The following is a 19,732-nucleotide window of genomic DNA, read 5'->3' as shown; positions in this document are numbered from 1 at the left end:
GGAGCCGGACCGAGGCGGAGCCGGACCGAGGCGGAGCCGGACCGAGGCGGAGCCGGACCGAGGCGGAGCCGGACCGAGGCGGAGCCGGACCGAAACGGAAGCCCGGCCCGAAACGGAAGCCCGGCCCGAAACGGAAGCCCGGCCCGAAACGGAAGCCCGGCCCGAAACGGAGCCCACCCTGAGCCGGAGCCGGCCCTGAGGCGGAGCCCACCCCGAAGCGGAGCCGGCCCCCGAAGCGGAGCCTGGGCCGACATGCCCGAGGCCGGGCCGGCCCCGTCAGGGATGGTGCTGGTGCGACGGGAACGGCCCGGCCTCGAAGACCGGTAGTGCGGAGCGCTTCGTGGACGCTCAGCCCTTGACGGCGCGCTGCAGAGCCTCGGCGCGCGTGGTCGACTCCCAGGTGAAGTCGAGCTCGGGGCGGCCGAAGTGGCCGTAGGCGGCGGTCTGGGCGTAGATCGGGCGCAGCAGGTCGAGATCCCGGATGATCGCGGCCGGGCGCAGGTCGAAGACCTGGGTGACCGCGTCCTGGATCTGCTCGTTGGGGACGGCACCGGTGCCGAAGGTCTCGACGAACAGGCCGACCGGGTGCGCCTTGCCGATCGCGTAGGCGACCTGCACCTCGCAGGCCTTCGCGAGGCCGGCGGCGACGACGTTCTTGGCCACCCAGCGCGTCGCGTAGGCGGCGGAACGGTCGACCTTGGACGGGTCCTTGCCGGAGAAGGCACCGCCGCCGTGGCGGGCATAACCGCCATACGTGTCGACGATGATCTTGCGGCCGGTGAGACCGGCGTCGCCCATCGGGCCGCCGATCTCGAACTTGCCGGTCGGGTTCACCAGCAGGCGGCGGCCCTCGGTCGAGATGTCGAGCAGGGCGAGCTCCGGCTCGACGACGTACTCGGCGATGTCGGGAGCGAGCAGCGTCTCGAGGTCGATGTCGGCGGCGTGCTGAGAGGACACGACGACCGTGTCGAGGCGGACCGGCCTGCCGTCGACGTACTCGATGGTGACCTGGGTCTTGCCGTCGGGACGCAGGTAGCCGACCTGACCATCCTTGCGCACGGCGGACAGCCGGCGGGCGAGCCGGTGCGCCAGCGCGATCGGCAGCGGCAGGAGCTCGGGGGTCTGGTCACAGGCGAAGCCGAACATGAGGCCCTGGTCGCCGGCACCCTGACGGTCGAGCTCGTCCTCGTTGAAGCCTTCGACCCGGGACTCGTGCGCGGTGTCGACGCCCTGCGCGATGTCGGCGGACTGGGCACCGATCGAGACGCTGACGCCACAGGAGGCGCCGTCGAAGCCCTTCTTCGACGAGTCGTAGCCGATCTCCAGGATCCGCTCACGCACGACGGCGGCGATGTCGACGTAGGTCTTGGTGGTGACCTCACCGGCGACATGGACCTGACCGGTGGTGATGAGGGTCTCCACCGCGACCCGGCTCTTCGGGTCATCCTTGATCATGGCATCGAGGATCGAGTCACTGATCTGGTCGGCAATTTTGTCCGGATGTCCCTCGGTGACGGACTCGGATGTGAACAGGCGCGTCGCCACTGGTCGTACCCCCTGGAAGTTGATTCCGATGAAGCTTACCGAGGACTCCGCACGGGCACCTGCATCGGCTCGGCCGCGAGTTCGGCCACCAGATCGAGAATCCGGTGCGCGACCAGGTCCTTGCTCATCCGCTCGATGACTGTCTCGCGGCCACGCGGATCCAGGACGACGGCGGCATTGTCCGCGGCCTCGAAGCCGAGCCCCCGGCCCACCTGGTTCACGACCAGCAGGTCCACCGGCTTGCGGGCGAGTTTCGCCCGGGCGAGGTCGAGCATGCCGGCATCCGGGCCACCGGTCTCCGCGGCGAATCCCACGAGCAGTTGGCCCGGACGGCGGTTCGCCAGCAACTCGGACAACACGTCAGGGTTTTGTGTCAGCGCTATGACATCGAGGGCGGCGGAATCCTTCTTGATTTTGTGCGCCGACGGGTCCGCGGGCCGGAAGTCGGCGACGGCGGCGGACATCACCACCAGATCGGCGGACGGCGCCGCTTCGTGCACCCGGTCCCGCAGCTCGGCGGCGGAGACGACTGGGATCGTGCGGGCGCCGGCGACCTCGGGCAGGGCGACGTTCGCGGCGACCACGGTGACGGAGGCGGCGCCGCGGGCCACCGCGGCGCGGGCCACCGCGTAGCCCTGCCGCCCACTCGACGCGTTGCCGAGGAAACGGACCGGGTCGACGTACTCACGGGTGCCACCGGCGGTAACCAGCACGTGCCGGTCGGCGAGATCGGGACGCACCGCCGCGGGGCCACGGGCGAGTACGGACATCCCGAGCGCCGCGATCTCGGCGGGCTCCGGTAGACGGCCGGGACCGGAGTCGGCGCCGGTGAGCCGGCCGACGGCCGGATCGAGGACGATCGCGCCCCGGGCGCGCAGGGTGGCGACGTTCGCCTGGGTCGCCGGATGCAGCCACATCTCGGTGTGCATCGCCGGGGCGAACACGACCGGGCAGGTGGCAGTGAGCAGCGTGCCGGTGAGCAGGTCGTCGGCGCGACCGGCGACCGCGCGGGCCAGCAGGTCCGCCGTGGCCGGCGCGACGAGCACCAGATCGGCCTGCCGGCCGATGCGCACGTGGGCCACCTCGTCGGCGTCATCCCAGACACCGGTGGTCACCGGGTTGCCCGACAGCGCGGCCCAGGTCGTCTCCCCGACGAACCGCAGCGCCGCCGGGGTCGGCACGACCCGCACCTCGTGGCCGGCCTCGGTGAATCGGCGCAGCACCTCGACCGCCTTGTAGGCGGCGATCCCGCCGGCGACGCCCAGGACGACCCGGCGCCTGACGGCGGGATCGGCGGCCGTGCCGGTCACCGGAGGCGGGAGGTCATCGAAGGCAGCCGGTCAGGCGATCGGCGGGAGGCTGTCGGTGACCGTCTCGTGGGTGAGCAGGCCGGCGTTGATCTCGCGCAGCGCGATCGACAGCGGCTTCTCCTGGGCGTTGGTCGTCTCGACCAGCGGGCCGACGTACTCCAGCAGGCCCTCGCCGAGCTGGGAGTAGTAGGCGTTGATCTGACGAGCCCGCTTGGCCGCGTAGATGACCAGGCTGTACTTCGAGTCGGTGGCCTCGAGCAGCTCGTCGATGGGGGGGTTGGTGATGCCCTCGGGATGGGCAACGGTACCGGCCACGGTGTCCTTCCTGATGGTGACGCCTGGTTGCTGGCGCGAACCAGCTCACATGGAACCAGTCAACATTGAACCAGCTGACGTACGACCGAGCTGACGGGCAGCCCAGCTGACCTGCGGCCAGCCGAGTACGACCAGCCGGCACACAGCCAGCGGACGCCGAGCGCGCGACGTTAGTCGATCATCAATGCTACCAAGCGGTCGGCCGCGACCTGCACATCCTCGTTGACGACGACGTGGTCGAACTCGGTCTCGGCCGCGAGCTCGATGCGAGCCCGGTCCAGCCGGCGAGCGATGACCTCGGGCGCCTCGGTGCCGCGAGTGGTCAGCCGCCGGACGAGTTCGTCGAACGTGGGCGGGGCCAGGAAGACGAAACGGGCGTCGGGCATCGCCGAGCGGACCTGCCGGGCACCGAGTAGTTCGATCTCCAGCAGGCAGGAGATGCCCGCCGCCAGCCGCTGCGCCAGAGGCCGCCGCGGAGTGCCATAGGCGTGCCCGGCGAACATCGCGTGTTCGACGAACTCGCCGGCCTTCACCATGCGCGCGAACTCCTCGGCGTCGACGAAGTGGTACTCGACACCGTCCGTCTCCCCCGGACGGGGTGCCCGGGTGGTGGTACTCACCGAGACCCAGACCTTGGGATGACGACTGCGCACGGCCGCGACGACCGTTCCCTTCCCGACTCCGGATGGCCCGGACAGCACTGTGAGGCCCACGCTCATACCCTAGGCCGCGATGCCCACACAGCGCCGGGGACCGGTCGTCCGTCTGCGGAACATCTCAGGGAAGGGACTTGGTTCCCAATGGACATTCGGATCGGGGGACGGTAGGCATTTCCGGCCCCCGATCCGTGCGTAAGGTCCCGCGGCTTCACCAGAAGAACGTACGTGACACCGCTCACCCGGCTGTGCCGCGACCCAGCCAGCCATCCTCCAGATGTCGGAGCGGATTTCCGCTCCATCCCGGATCAGGCCGTTCCGAACTCCTCGAGGAGCGCGGCGCGCTGCTTCGCGCCGAGCCCTCTCAGTCGGCGGGTCGGGCTGATGCCGAGACGTTCCCGGATCTTCTGGGCACGCACGCGCCCAACCCCGGGAAGCGACTCGAGAACAGCCGAAACCTTCATCTTGCCGACGACTTCATCAGCCTCCGCCTGTTCCAGCACGGCAGCCAGAGTCGTCTCCGCCTTCTTCAGCCGGTCCTTGAGTTCTGCGCGCTGCTTACGAGCCAGTGCGGCTTTCTCAAGGGCGGCGGCCCGCTGCTCGGGCGTTAGGGGCGGCAGGGGCACGGGTACGCCTCCTCAATTCGGTGATCGCGCCGCGCAAACTAGCGAGGAAGTGGTTCCTCAGTCCAGCCTTGGCCACAACACTCTGACGCGGACATATTGTCCGCACAAGAGAAGGCTTTGACGGGACGAAAGGGGTGGCCCGCTCGTGCCGCACCCTTTCGGTCTACGACGTCCCCACCGTACCGCTTCATACCGCACCAGGACGAACACACCCTGCCCTGACCTCGGCCGTCAGCGCGCGACAGGCGCCCTACCTGCGGAAATACTGTCCGCTACGGCCCGGGCGGCCTCGCCCAGATCGGTGGCTCGGGTGATCGGACGGCCCACAACGACGAGGTCGGCGCCCGCCTCGACCGCCTCGCGCGGGGTCGCGATCCGAGCCTGATCGGCCACGTCCGAGCCCGACGGACGCACACCTGGCGTGATGAGAGTCACGTTGTCACCAAGCTCCGAACGGACCATTCGAACCTCCTGCGGGCTGCACACAAGAGTGTGCGCCCCAGCCTCGACAGCGAGGTCCGCGAGGCGTCGCACGGCGTCCTGTGGCGACCCGGCGAGCCCGACGGCCGCCAGCTCCGCCGCGTCCAGCGAGGTGAGTACGGTCACAACCGCGACGTCCACCCCGGGGGCTGCCTCAAGAGCCGCGCGTACCATCGCCGATCCCCCCGCCGCATGGACGGTGACGAAGCGAGGAAGCAGCGTGGCGACCGACCTCATGCCCCCGGCGACAGTTGCCGGAATGTCATGCAGCTTCAGATCGAGGAAAAGCTCCGGCGCCATCCCCACGCCGTTCTCCGCGAGACCCCGCGCCGCGTCGGCCCAGGAGCCGGGCGAGCCCGACTCCGCCGGTTGCGCGGAACCGAGCCCCTTACGCCTGGCGGGGTCGGCCAGCAGGCCCTGGGCCCGCAGCCGCTCGATGAACGCCGGCCCTTCCCGGTAGAACAGCTCCATGCCGATCTTGAGCACTGCGGCATGTGGCGCGACCGCGGCTGCCCAGCGCAGCGCACTCGCCCCGTCCGGCGCGTCGAGCGCCACCGCCAGCGGTGCGCGTCCCGGTGGTGCCACATAGCGCGGGGCAGCGGTATGCCGTTCCCGTGCACCCGGCGCCGGCCATGCGCTCACCGACTGGTCCGCGCAGTGCTCTGGGACTGCCCCCCGGCCAGCTGACCCGCCCCGGAGCTACTCTCCGCAACCTGGCCCTCCGCCAGCCGGCCTTCCGCCAGCCGGCCCTCGGCGGGACGGCCCTCGGCGGGCAGCCCGGCCTCGGCAGCACCAGCTCCTCCCCCACGCCCAGTCCCAGCGGGCGGAGCGTCGCCCCAGGCCTCCCGCAGGACAGCGTGGTACTCCTGCAGCGGGCGGACGCCGAGCTCGCCTCGGACCAGCGACTCGACGCCCTGCACGCAGGCCGCGGCGCCCTGGATCGTGGTGATACACGGAACGCCGGCACTCACGCAGGCGGTACGGATCTCGTAGCCGTCCAGGCGCGGGCCCACTCCCCACGGGGTGTTGATGACCAGGTCGATCTGACCCGAGGTGATCATCTCGACACAGTCGAGCAGGCCCTCGCGCGGGGCGCGGTGCTTGCCGAGCACGACCGCCTTCACGCCGTTGCGGCGCAGCACCTCGGCGGTGCCCTCGGTGGCGTAGACGACGAACCCGAGGTCGGCCAGCCGCTTGATCGGGAAGATCATTGCTCGCTTGTCCCGGTTGGCCACCGAGACGAACACCCGGCCGTAGGTGGGCAGCGAGGCGTAGGCGGCGGCCTGCGACTTGGCGTAGGCGGTGCCGAAGCCGTCGTCGATGCCCATCACCTCGCCGGTGGACTTCATCTCCGGGCCGAGCACCGTGTCGACGCCGCGCCCGCCCGCGTCGCGGAACCGGCCGAACGGCAGCACCGCCTCCTTGACCGCGATGTGCGAGTCCAACGGCAGGCTCGCGCCGTCACCGGTGCTCGGCAGCAGGCCCTCGGCCCGCAGCTCACCGATGGTCGACCCGAGCATCACCCTCGCCGCTGCCTTGGCCAGCGGCACCGCCGTCGCCTTGGACACGAACGGCACGGTCCGCGATGCGCGCGGGTTGGCCTCCAGCACGTACAGCACGTCGGACTGCAGGGCGTACTGGACGTTGAGCAGCCCCCGCACCCCGACCCCGCGTGCGATCGCCTCGGTCGAGGTGCGGATGCGCTCCAGGTCGGAGCGGCCGAGCGTGATCGGCGGCAGAGCGCAGGCCGAGTCGCCGGAGTGCACCCCGGCCTCCTCGATGTGCTCCATCACCCCGGCCAGATAGAGCGTCTCGCCGTCGAACAGCGCGTCGACGTCGATCTCGACCGCGTCGTCGAGGAACCGGTCGACGAGCACCGGGTGCTCGGGCGAGATCGCGGTGGCCCGCTCGATGTAGTCACGCAGCATGGTGTCGTCGTAGACGATCTCCATTCCGCGCCCGCCGAGGACGTAGGACGGGCGGACCAGCACGGGGTATCCGATCCGCTCGGCGACCGTACGTGCCTCGGCGAAGGAGGTCGCCACGCCGTGCGGCGGCGAGGGCAGGTTGGCGGCGGCCAGCACCCGGCCGAACAGACCCCGGTCCTCGGCGAGGTGGATCGCCGCCGGTGGGGTGCCGACGATCGGCACGCCGGCCTCCGCCAGCGCCGCGGCGATGCCCAGCGGGGTCTGCCCACCAAGCTGGACGATCACCCCGGCCAGCGGCCCGGCCTGCGATTCCGCGTGCACGACCTCGAGGACGTCCTCGAGGGTGAGCGGTTCGACGTAGAGCCGGTCGGCGGTGTCGTAGTCGGTGGACACCGTCTCCGGGTTGCAGTTGACCATGACGGTCTCGAATCCGGCGTCCGAGAGTGCCATCACCGCGTGGCAACAGGCGTAGTCGAACTCGATGCCCTGGCCGATGCGGTTCGGGCCGCTGCCAAGCACGATCACCCGGGGCCGGTCGCTCGGCGCGACCTCGGTCTCCTCGTCGTAGGCGGAGTAGTGGTAGGGCGTCTCGGAGGCGAACTCGGCGGCGCAGGTGTCGACGGTCTTGAACACCGGTCGGATGCCGGCGCGGTGCCGGAAGGTCCGCACGATGTCTTCCTTGGTCCCCAGGATGCCGGCGAGCTGGGCGTCGGAGAAACCGGCCCGCTTGGCCCGGCGGATGCCCTCGGGGTCCCGGCTCACCGCTCTGGCGATCTCGTTGAGGAACACGAGCTGGTCGACGAACCAGGGGTCGATGCCGGTGGCCGCCGACACCTCGTCCGGGTCCGCGCCGGCGAGCAGGGCCTGTTGGACGACCCGCAGCCGGCCGTCGGTCGGCGTGCGGGCGGTTTCCAGCAGCTGTGCCGCGTCCTGTTCAGGGGCGGTGAAGGTGAACACGGAGCCGGCGGACTCCAGCGAGCGCAGCGCCTTCTGCAGTGCCTCGGCGAAACTGCGGCCCACCCCCATCGCCTCGCCGACGGACTTCATCGTCGTGGTGAGCGACGGGTCGGCGCCGGGGAACTTCTCGAACGCGAACCGCGGCACCTTGACCACCACATAGTCCAGCGTCGGCTCGAAGGCCGCCGGGGTGGTGCGGGTGATGTCGTTGGGGATCTCGTCCAGGGTGTAGCCGAGCGCGAGCTTCGCCGAGATCTTGGCGATCGGGAAGCCGGTGGCCTTCGAGGCCAGCGCCGAGGAGCGCGAGACCCGCGGGTTCATCTCGATGACGACCTGGCGCCCGGTTGCCGGGTCCACGGCGAACTGGATGTTGCAGCCGCCCGCGTCGACGCCGACGGCCCGCATCACCGCGATCGACATGTCACGCATCCGCTGGTACTCGCGGTCGGTGAGCGTCATCGCCGGGGCGACGGTGATCGAGTCGCCGGTGTGCACGCCCATCGGGTCGACGTTCTCGATCGAGCAGACCACCACCACGTTGTCGGCGCGGTCGCGCATGAGCTCGAGCTCGAACTCCTTCCAGCCAAGCACCGACTCCTCGACCAGCACCTCGGTGGACGGGCTCGCCGCCAGGCCGTCGGCGGCCATCCGGGTGAGCTCGGCCACGTCGTGGGCGAAGCCGCTGCCGGCGCCGCCGAGGGTGAAGCTCGGCCGCACGACCACCGGGTAGGAGAACTCCTCCCCCGCCGCCAGACACTCGTCGACCGTGTGGCAGACGGCGCTGCGCGCGGACTCGCCGCCGACGGCCGCCACGATGTTCTTGAACGCCTGGCGGTCCTCGCCGGAACGGATCGCGTCGATGTTCGCGCCGATCAGCCGGACGCCGAACCGGTCCAGGACACCCGAGTCATGCAGCGCGACCGCGGTGTTCAGCGCCGTCTGGCCGCCCATCGTGGCCAGGATGGCATCGGGCCGCTCCCGGTCGATGATCTTGGTGACGATGTCCGGGGTGATCGGCTCGACGTAGGTCGCGTCAGCGATCTCCGGGTCGGTCATGATCGTGGCCGGGTTGCTGTTGACCAGGATGACCCGCAGGCCCTCCGCCCGCAGCACCCGGCAGGCCTGCGTGCCGGAGTAGTCGAACTCGCAGGCCTGGCCGATGACGATCGGCCCGGAACCGATCACCAGGACACTGGTCAGATCGTCGCGCCGTGGCATCAGGCCGGCCCTCCCGCGTTCCCGGCCGCCCGGCTGCCCGCCATCAGGTCACGGAACCTCTCGAACAGGCCGGCCGCGTCGTGCGGGCCGGGCGCTGCCTCGGGGTGGAACTGCACGCTGAAAGCGGGCACGTCCAGGCACTCCAATCCCTCGACGACGTCGTCGTTGAGACCGATGTGGCTGGCCACCACCCGGCCGAACGGGGTGTCGGTCGCACCGGTCAGGGGCGCGCGCACGGCGAAACCGTGGTTCTGGCTGGTCACCGCGATGCGTCCGGTGGCCGTGTCGCCCACCGGCTGGTTCACCCCACGGTGGCCGTAGGTCAGCTTGTAGGTCTCGAAGCCCAGCGCTCGGGCCAGCACCTGGTGGCCGAAGCAGATGCCGAACACCGGCACGCCCGCCTCAAGAACCGCGCGCAGCGCGTCGACGGCATAGTCGGCGCTGGCCGGATCGCCCGGCCCGTTGGACAGGAACACCCCGTCCGGGTTCAGCGCGAGCAACTGCTCGCCGGTACTGCGGGCCGGCAGCACATGCACGTCACAGCCGAGCGCGGCGAGTGCCAGCGGGGTCGCCCGTTTGATGCCGAGGTCCAGCGCCGCGACGGTAAAGCGCGCCGGTGCGCCGTCGGCGGCCGGCACCAGGTAGGGCGCCGGGGTGGACACGAGCGGGGCGAGGTCGGCGCCGATCATCTTCGGCGAGCGTCGCACCCGGGCGAGCAGCGCGCCCTGCCGATCGCCGGCCGACTCCGAGCCGCCAACGCCGGCGCCAACGCCAGCGCCCGGATCGGACGGCTCGTCCAGGACGCTGCTGATGCCGCAGCGCATCGCCCCCCGTTCACGCAGGTGGCGGGTGAGCGCCCGGGTATCGATGCCGCTGATGCCGACCACGCCGGCGGCGGTCAGCTCGTCGTCGAGGCTGCCGCGCGAACGCCAGTTGGACGGGCGCCGGGCCGGGTCGCGGACCACGAACCCGGCGACCTGGATCCGGTCGGACTCGTAGTCGTCGTCGTTGACGCCGGTGTTCCCGATGTGCGGCGCGGTCATGATGACGATCTGGCCGTGGAACGAGGGGTCGCTGAGTGTCTCCTGGTAGCCGGTCATCCCGGTGGAGAACACGGCCTCGCCGAACGCCTCGCCGACGGCGCCGTACGCCTCGCCGGTGAAGGCGCGCCCATCCTCCAGCATCAGCACTGCTCGGGACGGGCGACTCGCCGCGGCCGGGGCGGTCGAGCCGGCGGCATTCGGCGCGCCCGCGGCATTCGGCGCGCCACCGGCGCTCGGGGTGAGGGTGCTCAACGATCCTCCTTCAGCCTGCGGACCTCGCCAAGCGGCGAGGTCAACGGATCGACGACCGGAAACCGGCCGGAGTCGGTGGGTTCGGGCGGCACCCGGCCCCCGGGGCGCGGGGCGGCCGCGTGGGGCGATCCGCCGGTCTGGGTCTGGTGGGAGTGCCCGGGACGCCTGGACTGCGCCGGCCGCGGATCGGCATACCAGTCGGCCGAGTCGGCCGAGTCGGCCGCCGCGGCGGTGGGAAAGCCCCTGCTCTCGGTACCCGGGCTCGCGGACCGCCCGGGATCCGGATAGCCCGGCTGCCGGCGGCGAGGGGGCTCGGCCGCTTCCGGCCGACGGCCCGGGTAGCGGGCGGCAGCGGCCCGCGGATCGCCCTGGCGGCCGTCGGATCGGGCGGAGCCACGGCGGCGGCGAAGGCCGGCTCGGATGGCGGGCATCTCCTCGGTGGGCTGACCCGATCCCGGCCGCGGCGGGCCGCCGTGCCCGATCGATCGTGGGCGCAGCCGAGGGCGGACCCAAGGCAGGGCGTGCGGCGAGGTGACATCGCCGGAGGCAAGATGCGGCGGCGGCGGACCGATCAGTTCGTGCACGGCCCGGACCACCTTGGGCTGGCGGGCCCGGTCCTCCCCGCGGAACCCGGTCTCCAGCTCACGCCCGCCATACGACCAGGCCACGACGATGAGCCGGCCCGGCGTCGAGACCTTCCCGGCATGGGCACGTTCCAGGCGCGCCCCCCGCACCGCCTCGCGCGGAATCCAGAACGCCGTACCGCCCTGGTCGACCCGCACCCCGGTCTCGTACACGCTGAGGTAGCCGCCGAGGCGGCCGCCCAGGCCACGGGTGGCGATCCACTCCCGCCAGTGGCCGGCGTCGGCGGTGCCGAGGTACGTCCCGCGCAGCGGCGCGGCGAGGACGGTGCCGGGCTCGGCCGGCGCCTCGGGCAGGTCGGGCACATCGGGCAGGCCGTCCTCCTCGCGCCGCTGCGCGCGGTTGCGCCAGGCCCGGACCAGCGCGCCCAAGGCCGCGATGACCACCAGCAGCAGGCCGACGACGAGCAGGACGCGAAGGGCCAGGCGCGTCTGGGTCGACCCGGCCGCAACCAGGACTGGTCCGGCGGAAAGGACAGCCGGTCCGGCGGAGAGAACAGCACTCATACGATCATCCCGTCGAGCACGGTGGGCCGCCCGCGCAGGAACGTCGCGCGAACCGCACCCGGCAGGGACCGGCCCGCGTATGGGGTGTTGCGGCTACGGCTGGCCAGCGCGCCCGGGTCGACGACCTGCCAGGGCGAGGGATCGAGCAGGGTGACGGTGGCGGGCGCGCCCACCGCCACCGAGCCACCCGCGTCGACCGCCGGGCTCGGCAGCCCGCCGATGCGCGCCGGCGCCAGCGCCATCCGATCGGCGACGCCGGCCCAGTCGAGGCGTCCGCCGACGACCATCGTCTCCATCACCACCGACAGCGCCGTCTGCAGACCGAGCATGCCGGGACGGGCCGCGGCCCACTCGGTCTCCTTGTCCTCAGCCGCGTGCGGAGCGTGATCGGTGGCCACGCAGTCGATGGTGCCGTCGGCGAGGCCGGCGCGCAGCGCCGCCACGTCGTCGGCGGTGCGCAGCGGCGGATTGACCTTGTAGACGGGGTCGTAGCTGCTCACCAGATCCTCGGTCAGCAGCAGATGGTGCGGGGTGACCTCGGCGGTGACCCGCCAGCCCTTCGCCTTGGCCCAGCGGATGATCTCCACGGAGCCGGCGGTGGAGACATGACAGATGTGCAGGCGGGAGTCGACGTGCCCGGCGAGCAGCGCATCCCGCGCGATGATCGCCTCCTCGGCGACCGCGGGCCAGCCTGACAGGCCCAGGCGAGCCGCCACCACGCCCTCGTTCATCTGGGCGTTTTCGGTCAGGCGAGGCTCCTCGGCATGCTGGGCGACGACCCCGTCAAAGGCTTTGACGTACTCCAGCGCACGGCGCATCAGCAGCGCGTCGGACACGCAGTGCCCGTCGTCGGAGAACACCCGCACCCCCGCGGCGGACCCGGCCATCGCGCCGAGCTCGGCGAGGCGCTGCCCGGCCAGGCCCACGGTGACCGCACCAACCGGGCGCACATCGCAGTGCCCGGCGTCGACGCCGAGCCGGTAGACCTGCTCCACCACACCCGCGGTGTCAGCCACCGGATTGGTGTTGGCCATCGCGAACACCGTGGTGAAGCCGCCGAGCGCCGCCGCCCGGGTACCGGACCCGACCGTCTCGGCGTCCTCCCGGCCAGGTTCGCGCAGGTGGGTGTGCAGGTCGACGAGGCCGGGCAGCAGGATCAGGCCGTCGGTGTCGAGGATCGTGGTGCCCGGCGGCAGACCTTCGGAGTCCGGGCCGGTCGAACCGCCCGGGCGCCACGACGCGATCACGCCGTCCGCGAGCAGCACGTCGACCGGGTCGCCACCGAGCGGACGCACCCGGCGCAGCACCCACGCCTTGCCTGCCCGAGCACCTGCCCCAGCCGTGCTCATGAGACCTCCCCAGAACCGCCCAGCAGCAGATACAACACGGCCATCCGCACACTCACCCCGTTCGCGACCTGCTCCACCACGGTCGACCGGGCGGAGTCGGCGACCTGCGAGGCGATCTCCATGCCACGCACCATCGGCCCCGGATGCATCACCAGAGCGTGCTCCGGAAGGATCGCGGCCCGGTCGACGTCCAGGCCGTATCGGCGGCTGTACTCACGCTCGGTCGGGAAGTAGGCCGCCGACATCCGCTCCCGCTGAACCCGCAGCATCATCACCACATCGCTCTTGGGCAGCACGGCATCCAGGTCGTACGACACCTCGACCGGCCACGCGGAGACACCCAGCGGCAACAGCGTCGGCGGAGCCACGACCGTCACACTGGCACCCAGAGTGGCCAACAGCCAGATGTTGGAACGGGCCACCCGGGAATGCAGCACGTCACCGACGATGGTGACGCGCAGCCCCTCGATCCGGCCGAGCCGGCGGCGCATCGTGAAGGCGTCGAGAAGCGCCTGGGTCGGATGTTCGTGGGTGCCGTCGCCAGCGTTGACGACGCTGCCCCGCACCCAGGACGCCAGCCGGTGCGGCGCGCCACTGGCCGAATGCCGGCAAACCACGGCGTCAGCACCCATCGCCTCCAGGGTCTGTGCCGTGTCCTTCAGGCTTTCTCCCTTCGACACGCTTGACCCGCGCGCCGAAAAATTGATCACATCGGCCGACAGTCTCTTGGCGGCTACCTCGAAGGACGTGCGGGTACGGGTGGAATCCTCGAAGAACAGGTTGACGACGGTGCGCCCGCGCAGGGTCGGCAGCTTGCGAACCGACGCCTCGGCCACCCGGGCCATGCGTTCAGCGGTGTCGAGCACCAGCAGCGCGTCGTCCCGACTGAGCTCCTCGGTCGTCAGCAGGTGCCGTCTCACACCCCACCCCCGTTCGCCGTCACGCCTGCGCTCGCCACACCAGCGGCGGCCATCGCACCGGCACCCATCCCGTTCGCACTCGTCACGCCAGCACGCGTCACGCCAGCACGCGTCACGCCAGCACGCGTCACGCCAGCACGCGTCACGCCCGGTCCCGGCGCGCCCGGTCCCGTCATGCCCGGTCCCGAGCGGCGGGCTCGCCCGCGGCGGCCGGGTCGGGAGCCGGGGGCAGGATCAGTACGCCGTCGGCACCGTCAACCTCGCGCAGCCGGACGGCCACCGACTCACGACGGGAGGTCGGCATGTTCTTGCCGACATAGTCGGCGCGGATGGGGAGCTCCCGGTGACCACGGTCGACGAGAACAGCGAGCTGTACCGCCCGCGGCCGGCCGTAGGCGGCCAGTGCGTCGAGGGCGGCACGCACGGTGCGCCCGGAGAACAGGACGTCGTCGACGAGGATCACCACCTGCCCGTCGACGCCGCCGTCGGGAATCTCGGTCACCTCAAGTGGCCGAACCCCGCGCAGTCGCAGATCGTCGCGATACATGGTCGGGTCGAGGGAGCCGACAGGAAGATCCACGCCTTCGACGGCGTGTACGCGGCGTGCCAGCCGGTGTGCGAGAGGTACCCCACGGGTGGGTATACCGAGAAGCACGACACCGGCACCCCCGGTGGTCTTCTCGAGGATCTGATGCGCGATCCGGCTGACGATGCGAGTGATGTCGTCGGCGGACAGTACTGTCCTGGCGACGCCTGGACGGCGCGACACAGGGTCGCCCGTGGCGTTTGCGGCCACGCGGCATCCCTCCTTCCCCGCCTCACGGGACGGTCCTTAAAGGAGCGGTCTCAGCGACGTTACCAGGGCACTCCGACCGTGTGAGGCTCCGGACGGGGCCGGGGCCGCATATGCGCGGGGTACCCGGTGGGCCGCGCGCACCCACCCCTCGCATGTCGTTGTCGTGCCAACTATCATCGCGAAGCCGTGACTGCCCGTCACCGTGGCACTGCGCGCACATACCGATACGACGAAGTGCGGAAGTTCCCTCCGGGCAGGCGGAGCGCGCAACCGGAGGGCTACAGAAAGTGGTACAAAGAAAGAAGCGACACGACCCCCCGGGTGTCGAGCCTCAACCCGGCGGGCACTACTATCGGTAACCGCCGGTGGCATGAGCCCCGGTTCCAATGATCAATCACGACAGGAGTGGGCACTCCGATGTCCGACTATGCGAAGGCGCTCGGTGCTCGGCTGCGCGCAATACGCACCCAGCAGGGGCTCTCGCTTCATGGCGTCGAGGAGAAGTCGCACGGTCGGTGGAAAGCCGTCGTCGTCGGTTCCTACGAGCGCGGGGATCGCGCCGTCACCGTGCAGCGCCTCTCGGAGCTCGCGGAGTTCTACGGCGTTCCGGTCGGGGAGCTGCTGCCCGAGGGTTCCACCGTCGCACCCTTGGAGCAGTCCCCGCGGATCGTGCTCGACCTCGAGCGTCTTTCCCAGGTGCCCAAGGAGCAGGGCGGGCCGCTCGCCCGCTACGCCGCGACGATCCAGAGCCAGCGCGGCGACTACAACGGCCGGGTGCTGTCGATCCGCTACGAGGACCTGCGTTCACTCGCAGTGATCTACGACACCTCCCCGAGCAAGCTCACCGAGCAGCTCGTGTCCTGGGGCGTGCTGTCCCCGGAGCAGGGTGCGGACGCGTCCGTCTCCGACGTCTGAGAGGCCGACGTCCGAGGCTGCCGACGTCTGAGGCTGAGGTCTGAGGCTGAGGTCTGAGAGGCTGACGGTTTCCAGGCCACCGGATGCCGTGAGACAGCCACCGGCTCAGACACTCCCCGGCTGACACGCCCGACGTCTCCAGACGCCGGGTCTGGGCTCCGAACGTCCGGAGCGTCGACCATCTGGGATGCCGGGGCAAGGCTCAGAGAAATCCAGGAGCCGGCAGGCCAGAGCCCCGAAAGTGCGAGGCCGGTGACGGGCGGCAATGACCCGCCCCACGTCATCCACTCGGCCAGCACCGACCGCCTCCTCCACTACCACCACCGCACGCCGTCGGTTCCACCCCGCCGCCGGTTGCGTCAAGGTGGGCGGGCGCAGGACGGGCGGCTCCCGGCCACGCCGCGGTTCCCAGCGTCACAACAAGTCCCAGCACCACCGCAGTTCCAGCACCACCGCAGTTCCGGCACCACCGCAGTTCCAGCACCACCGCAGTTCCAGCACCACCGCAGTTCCGGCATCGTCGTGGTTCTGCGGCGTCGTCAGCGGTCCCGTCAGGACCGCGACCTGCGGTTTCGTCCGTGGCACGACCAGCTTTGACCGATGGGATGACGGTTCGGCTCCGGGATCCATCGCGACACGGTCGCCGCCGAACCAGACGCACACACACGGCGCAGCCTTGCCGGGGATATCCCGGTATGTCTCGGCCGGGAATACCCCGGTACGTCGTCACTGCGACGGCGTACCGGGTCAGCGCCCGGTCAGCGCCACCGGTCAGCGCCAGCAGGCACAGCCACGAACTACTGCCGCCGGCCAGCAGTCGGCACTAGCCGCCAGCGCCACCGGCCACCGCCACTGCCACCGGCCACCGGCCACCAGTCGGCACTAGCCGCCAGCGCCACCGGCCATCAGTCGGCAGTCGGCAGTCGGCAGTCGGCGATAGGGCCACCGGTCAGCGTGGGCAGTCAGTGTTCACGCCGACCAGGCACACTGCCGACCGGGCCGAACTCCGTTCTGACCGGACGGCGGCCCCGTCTCCCAACGAGCGCCCGCCAGCGAAGGCCCCGCTCCAGGGAATCGTCACGCCATGCAGCGAGCCGCGCAGCAAGATCCCTCTAAGCAGGTCGCCATGGGGGGCAAATCGGACACGAACACCCCCACAACGACCTGTTTGGATCTCGCCAACGCCACGGGCCCGATATTTCGTGGCTATCGGTCACCGGGGCCGGCGATGGCTGGCGTGATCGCGCTGGGGCGGATGGCTCGGAGGTAACCGCGACGGGGTCGGCTACGCGCGGTCAGGCGACACGGATGGAATGTCGCCGTGTGTGATGCCGGTTGATCGGGGGCCTATCAGTAGATGGTCGGCCCGGCACGTGCGGGACGGGCCGAGCGCCCGGTCAGTCTGCCGCGCCGATCAGACCGCCCGAGGAGCCGATCAGGCAGGCGGGACGTCAGACATTCGGACCGGGCCCAGCTGCGACACCCGCGCCCGGTCTCGAGAAATCCACCGATCAGGCAGCCGGGCCGGACTCGGCTGCTCCGTCAGACTGGCCTGACGCCGCACCGGCGCCCGCCGCCTGCGGCACGGTCTCGCCCGAATCGCCGGCATCGGCGGATTCGCGGGATTCTCCGAGATCGGCGGATCCTCGGGATTCTCGGGGATCGGCGAGGTCGCCGGCACCAACGGGATCCCCAGGGCCGCTGGCATCGGCGGGTTCGGAGGCATCGGCGGCGTTGACGGGATTGGTCGCGGCCTCGCTGGTTCCGGGGGCCGCACCGGCGGCACCGGCCGCACCGGCCGCACCGGCGGGGGGCGACACCGCCGACTCGACCGCTTCCAGCAGGCTACCGAGCAGGCCGTTGACGAACGCCGGCGAACGCTCGGTGGACAGGGTCTTCGCGAGCTCGACGGCCTCGTCGATCGCGACCCGATCGGGGACGTCGGGCCGCCAGACGAGCTCCAGGACCGCGATGCGCAGGATGTTGCGGTCGACCGGCGGCATCCGCTCCAACGTCCAGCCCTCGGCATGCCGGCCGATCCGGTCGTTGATCTCCCGCCAGTGCTCGACGACCCCCTCGACCAAGCCCTCGGTGTACTCCGAGACCGGCGGGTCGGCTCGGCGTTTGCGAGCGGCGAGGATCGCGGCCACCTGGTCGCCGCGTACATCGGCCTCGAAGAGGATGTCGAGCGCGCGGCGGCGGGCCTTCGAACGGGCGCTCAGCTTGTCACCCGGCCCAGATAGCGTCCGTCGCGGGTGTCGACCTTGACCTTCTCGCCGTTGGTGATGAACAGCGGCACGTTGATCGTCGCGCCGGTCTCCAGCTCCGCGGGCTTCGTGCCGCCGGTGGAGCGGTCGCCTTGCAGGCCGGGTTCCGTCGCCTTGATGGTGAGCTCGACGCTGGCCGGAAGCTCCACGTACAGCGGTGCTCCGTCGTGCAGGGCGACGGTGGCGACCGTGTTCTCCAGCATGTAGTTGGCGACGGCGCCCACGACGCCCGGCGGGATCGGGATCTGGTCGTAGGACTCGCTGTCCATGAAGACGAACTCGGCACCGTCGCGGTAGAGGTAGGTCATCTCGCGGCGGTCAACCGTCGCGACCTCGACCTTGACCCCGGCATTGAACGTGCGGTCGACCACCTTGCCGGTCAGCACGTTCTTCAGGGACGTGCGGACGAACGCCCCGCCCTTACCGGGCTTGACATGCTGGAAGCTGATGACGTTCCACAGCACGCCGTCGATGTCGAGCGTCATGCCGTTCTTCAGGTCGTTGCTGGTCGCCACTGCGCGCGTTCTCCGTTCGGTCGCCGTACTCCGACGGCGGATCGTCTCCGACCGTGGTCAGTCGTTGTGTGGCCGCCTCGTCTCCACGGCGGCGTCCCGCCACGGCGGCATCTCCACCAGGGCGGTGTCCCCGCCGCGAGTGCCCGTGACCACGCATGCCCGCGACCACGAAGGCTCCGCGGCCACCGGGCCCGGTGATCGCGAAAGATCGCGAACACGTGGAGCCGGCCGCCGTGAAAGCGCACCCACCTCGCCTGGCCCCGCCGGCCGCGGGCAAAGACCCGGCGGGAAGCCGGACCCCCGCGCGGCGGCGATCAGCCAGTCCGCGGACGAGTCTACCGAGCGACCTTACCGAGCGACGCTGCGGTACGCGGCGACGAGCAGATCCGCGTCCGGATCATCGACGATCACCGTATCGCCCTGACCGGTCAGGGCGATGAAGCGCAGCCGCCGGCCGCGGGACTTCTTGTCCACCCGCATCGCGTCGAGCAGCAACGGCCAGCGGTCATGCTGGTAGCTGACCGGCAGACCGATGCGGGCCAGCAGCCGGCGGTGCCGCTCGGCGGTGGCCTTGTCGAGACCGACCGCGAGTCGCGACAACTCCGCCGCGAACACCATGCCCACCGAGATCGCCGCACCGTGCCGCCAGGTGAAGCCCTCCACCTTCTCGATGGCATGGCCAAGGGTGTGCCCGTAGTTGAGCACCTCGCGGCGGCCGGCCTCCCGCGGGTCGCCGGACACCACATCGGCCTTCACCCGGATCGACCGCTCGATCAGTTCGGGCAGGTGGGCGGCGCCGCTCGGGTCGTCCTCCAGCAGGTCGAGGATGGTGCCGTCGGCGATGAAGCCGGTCTTGACCACCTCGGCCAGCCCGGCCCGCACCTCGACCGCCGGCAACGAAGCGAGCATCGCAAGATCGCACAGCACGGTCAGCGGCTGGTGGAACGCACCGACGAGGTTCTTGCCGGCCTCGACGTCGATCCCGGTCTTGCCGCCGACGGCCGCGTCGACCATGCCGAGCACGGTGGTCGGCACCTGCACCACGTCGACGCCCCGCAGCCAGCTCGCCGCGACGAACCCGGCGAGATCTGTCACAGTGCCTCCGCCGAGGCCGATGACCACGTCGTCGCGGGTCGCACCGATTCGGCCCAGCACATCCCAGCAGTCCCCGGCGACCTGCAGCCGCTTGGCCCGCTCGCCGTCGGGCACCTCGACGGTGTGGGCCTCGACGCCGGCGCCAGCCCGTAGGTCCGCGACGAGAGCCGCCGCGGTGGCCCGCAACGCGACCGGATGGATCACCACGGCCCGGGTGCGCCCGGTGATGGTCTCGGCGAGACCGCTCAGCACCCCGTCGCCGAGCACCACGTCGTAGGGCCGCTCGCCCTGCGGCCGCACCGGGATCCGAACCACGTCGGCCACACTGCCAGTCGGCCTCATCGGCCAGCCCCCCTCATCGGCCAGCCGGCCTCTCCCGCACGCGCACGACCGCACC

The 19,732-nt window shown here is 71.1% G+C and carries 16 protein-coding genes; 1 reads left to right on the top strand and 15 read right to left on the bottom strand.

What is annotated here, in order from left to right:
* Positions 1–348: 348 nt before the first annotated feature.
* The 12 genes from metK to pyrR all read right to left on the bottom strand — a co-directional run bounded on the left by metK (position 349) and on the right by pyrR (position 14,543).
* Complete coding sequence (gene metK, locus MXD95_RS13815; protein ID WP_250641004.1) at positions 349–1,545, bottom strand: methionine adenosyltransferase; 1,197 nt, start codon at positions 1,543–1,545, stop codon at positions 349–351.
* Between the two features lie 35 nt (positions 1,546–1,580).
* Positions 1,581–2,855, bottom strand: a complete 1,275-nt coding sequence (coaBC, locus tag MXD95_RS13810) for a bifunctional phosphopantothenoylcysteine decarboxylase/phosphopantothenate--cysteine ligase CoaBC (protein ID WP_250641003.1) — start codon at positions 2,853–2,855, stop codon at positions 1,581–1,583.
* Positions 2,856–2,885: 30 nt separating this feature from the next.
* Entirely contained in the window at positions 2,886–3,170 is a 285-nt protein-coding gene (rpoZ, locus tag MXD95_RS13805; RefSeq protein ID WP_250641002.1) for a DNA-directed RNA polymerase subunit omega, read from the bottom strand.
* Between the two features lie 170 nt (positions 3,171–3,340).
* Positions 3,341–3,883 carry a guanylate kinase gene (gmk, locus tag MXD95_RS13800; protein ID WP_250641001.1) on the bottom strand — a complete coding sequence of 181 codons (543 nt, stop codon included), beginning with the start codon at positions 3,881–3,883 and terminating at the stop codon, positions 3,341–3,343.
* A 251-nt stretch (positions 3,884–4,134) separates the two neighbouring features.
* Positions 4,135–4,452 carry an integration host factor, actinobacterial type gene (gene mihF / locus MXD95_RS13795; RefSeq protein ID WP_163547901.1) on the bottom strand — a complete coding sequence of 106 codons (318 nt, stop codon included), beginning with the start codon at positions 4,450–4,452 and terminating at the stop codon, positions 4,135–4,137.
* Positions 4,453–4,683: 231 nt separating this feature from the next.
* A complete protein-coding gene (gene pyrF, locus MXD95_RS13790; RefSeq protein WP_480024041.1) occupies positions 4,684–5,574 on the bottom strand; it encodes an orotidine-5'-phosphate decarboxylase in 891 nt (296 codons plus the stop codon).
* Positions 5,571–9,035: a carbamoyl-phosphate synthase large subunit gene (gene carB, locus MXD95_RS13785; RefSeq protein WP_250641000.1), complete on the bottom strand. Its 3,465-nt coding sequence runs from the start codon at positions 9,033–9,035 to the stop codon at positions 5,571–5,573. The genes pyrF and carB overlap by 4 nt, the downstream gene beginning before the upstream one ends.
* Positions 9,035–10,330: a glutamine-hydrolyzing carbamoyl-phosphate synthase small subunit gene (gene carA / locus MXD95_RS13780; RefSeq protein ID WP_374122026.1), complete on the bottom strand. Its 1,296-nt coding sequence runs from the start codon at positions 10,328–10,330 to the stop codon at positions 9,035–9,037. Before carA ends, carB begins: the two co-directional genes overlap by 1 nt.
* A complete protein-coding gene (locus tag MXD95_RS13775) occupies positions 10,327–11,478 on the bottom strand; it encodes a PH-like domain-containing protein (RefSeq protein ID WP_250640999.1) in 1,152 nt (383 codons plus the stop codon). The genes carA and MXD95_RS13775 overlap by 4 nt, the downstream gene beginning before the upstream one ends.
* A complete protein-coding gene (locus MXD95_RS13770; RefSeq protein ID WP_250640998.1) occupies positions 11,475–12,827 on the bottom strand; it encodes a dihydroorotase in 1,353 nt (450 codons plus the stop codon). The genes MXD95_RS13775 and MXD95_RS13770 overlap by 4 nt, the downstream gene beginning before the upstream one ends.
* Positions 12,824–13,747 (bottom strand): aspartate carbamoyltransferase catalytic subunit, encoded by a 924-nt coding sequence (locus MXD95_RS13765; RefSeq protein WP_250640997.1) that lies wholly within the window; start codon positions 13,745–13,747, stop codon positions 12,824–12,826. Before MXD95_RS13765 ends, MXD95_RS13770 begins: the two co-directional genes overlap by 4 nt.
* A gap of 172 nt (positions 13,748–13,919) precedes the next feature.
* Positions 13,920–14,543, bottom strand: a complete 624-nt coding sequence (gene pyrR, locus MXD95_RS13760; RefSeq protein WP_308301495.1) for a bifunctional pyr operon transcriptional regulator/uracil phosphoribosyltransferase PyrR — start codon at positions 14,541–14,543, stop codon at positions 13,920–13,922.
* Between the two features lie 417 nt (positions 14,544–14,960).
* On the opposite strand from pyrR, the gene bldD reads away from it, so the two are divergent.
* A complete protein-coding gene (gene bldD / locus MXD95_RS13755; RefSeq protein ID WP_250640996.1) occupies positions 14,961–15,458 on the top strand; it encodes a transcriptional regulator BldD in 498 nt (165 codons plus the stop codon).
* Positions 15,459–16,969: 1,511 nt separating this feature from the next.
* On the opposite strand, the gene nusB is transcribed toward bldD, so the two are convergent.
* The 3 genes from nusB to aroB all read right to left on the bottom strand — a co-directional run bounded on the left by nusB (position 16,970) and on the right by aroB (position 19,677).
* Entirely contained in the window at positions 16,970–17,641 is a 672-nt protein-coding gene (gene nusB / locus MXD95_RS29650; protein ID WP_250641009.1) for a transcription antitermination factor NusB, read from the bottom strand.
* A gap of 35 nt (positions 17,642–17,676) precedes the next feature.
* Entirely contained in the window at positions 17,677–18,240 is a 564-nt protein-coding gene (efp, locus tag MXD95_RS13745; RefSeq protein WP_250640995.1) for an elongation factor P, read from the bottom strand.
* Between the two features lie 348 nt (positions 18,241–18,588).
* Entirely contained in the window at positions 18,589–19,677 is a 1,089-nt protein-coding gene (gene aroB, locus MXD95_RS13740; RefSeq protein WP_250640994.1) for a 3-dehydroquinate synthase, read from the bottom strand.
* Positions 19,678–19,732 lie beyond the last annotated feature (55 nt).

Origin of the sequence: Frankia sp. AiPa1, from assembly GCF_023243075.1 — a bacterium.
In the GTDB taxonomy this organism is placed as follows: Bacteria; Actinomycetota; Actinomycetes; order Frankiales; family Frankiaceae; genus Frankia.
Note: the sequence above shows the minus strand (reverse complement) of the source record. Positions and strands in the feature narration are given on the sequence as shown.